Source organism: Blautia sp. AF34-10 (assembly GCF_003477865.1).
In the GTDB taxonomy this organism is placed as follows: domain Bacteria; phylum Bacillota; class Clostridia; order Lachnospirales; family Lachnospiraceae; genus Fusicatenibacter; species Fusicatenibacter saccharivorans.
This window is the reverse complement of the sequence record NZ_QUED01000072.1, coordinates 1-1,868: the sequence shown is the minus strand read 5'-3', so window position 1 is coordinate 1,868 and position 1,868 is coordinate 1. Positions and strand designations below refer to the sequence as shown.

Here is a 1,868-nt window from a genome sequence, read left to right as displayed (position 1 = left end):
TTATGCAACAGAATATTGAATTTGAGCGGTGCATTGATTTTCTGGTACGGATGATTGATAAGTACGGCGAAGAAGTCCTCCGGGAGTTGGAGGAAGAAAAACAGAATAAAGAAGAAAAAACAGCATAGAATACTTCTGAGCGGGTATGGCTAAGAATGTTTTGGCGTATTGACAGGACATTTAAAATGACGTATACTAAGCTCAGTGATCGTTCTGTAGAAACTTGCGAAGCCTACAGGCGGGGGAGAGCCTGCGGGTCTCTCCCTCTTTTGTTTTAAGGAGAAATGATATGCAGACACCGAAAAAATTCTCTTCTTTTAGTGATCAGGTTTCCTGGATCAGTGACGAAAAGGGAATAAAAATAAACGACAGAGAATATGCAGAAGAGATGTTACGCCAAATAGGATATTTTCCTCTTATGGGAGGATATAAACATCTTTTTAGAATATCGAATACAAAGAAATATAAAGCAGGAACAAGTTTTGAAGAAATAGTCAGTCTGTATAAGTTTGATGCAGAGCTAGAGAGTTGTTCTTTAAATATTTACTGCAGGTTGAGCGACAGATGCGTTCTTTGATGTCATACTATTTTACTGAAATGTATGGAGCAGAGCAGAAGCAGTACCTGGATGCTAATAATTATAATCATACAAAAAGAAATCATGCAACAATCGTAAAGTTGATAGCGACCTTGAAACGGGCAACAACGACCACAGATTATACATATATCAATTATTATCGCAAGACATATGGTGAAATTCCATTATGGGTTTTGGCGAATGTACTTACGTTTGGAAATTTATCAAAAATGTTCCGAGTATTTCCTCAATCCTTAAAATCAAAAGTATCAAAAAACTTTGAACCTTTGAATCAGCATCAGATGGAGCAGTTTCTATCGGTTCTCACGAAGTATAGAAACGTATGTGCACATGGAGAACGACTGTTCACATACAGAACGGTAGATGCTATTGCGGATACACCGCTTCATAAAAAACTTTCATTGCCACAGAGTGGGAATCAGTATGAAAAAGGAAAACAGGATTTGTTTGCTGTGGTGATTGCTTTTAGATATCTATTACCTGGAAAAGATTTTCTGGAATTTAAAAGAAAGCTTATAAAAGAGATTGACCGAGTAAACAGAGAGGTAGAGCATATAAGCGAAACGGAATTATTGAATAAAATGGGTTTCCCGGAAAACTGGAAAAATATTACCAGATACCATTTAAAGTAAATGGAAAAATATTACCAGATACCATTTAAAGTAAAGAAAAATCCTCTAAGAGATAGTGAAATACCTATTGTCTTAGAGGATTTTTTTTGTATTACCAGATACCATTTAAAGTAAAGAAAAATCCTCTAAGAGATAGTGAAATACCTATTGTCTTAGAGGATTTTTTTTGTATTAATTATAGGATTGACAAAGAAATGAGTCAATAAGAAAATAAGTATTGAAAATAGTTGGAACAAGTACTAAAATAAGGTTGGGACAATAAAACGGAGTTATACTGCGAGGAAGATTATGAAGAATAAAAAGATTAAATGCGATATATATACCAGAGTATCCACAACCATGCAGGTGGATGGCTACAGTCTGGATGCTCAGAAAGGAAAACTCAAGAGATATGCAGAATTTCAGAATATGGAAATCGTAAATGAGTATTCCGATGAAGGTAAGTCTGGAAAGAGCGTAGAGGGCAGACCGGAATTTCAGAGAATGTTAGATAATATTGAGAATGGAACAGATGAGGTACAGTTTGTACTGGTGTTCAAGCTTTCCAGATTCGGTCGTAATGCGGCAGATGTATTAAACTCTTTGCAGAGGATGCAGGATTTTGGAGTGAATCTGATCTGTGTTGAAGATGGGATTGA

Annotated in this window: 1 protein-coding gene and 1 pseudogene; both read left to right on the top strand. The window is 35.9% G+C overall.

The window, feature by feature from the left end:
* The first annotated feature begins 289 nt into the window (after positions 1-289).
* Positions 290-1,230 (top strand): annotated as a pseudogene (locus DWZ60_RS16860) (Abi family protein).
* Positions 1,231-1,518: 288 nt separating this feature from the next.
* A partial coding sequence (locus DWZ60_RS16855) for a recombinase family protein (protein WP_147397774.1) occupies positions 1,519-1,868 on the top strand: 350 nt, incomplete at its 3' end.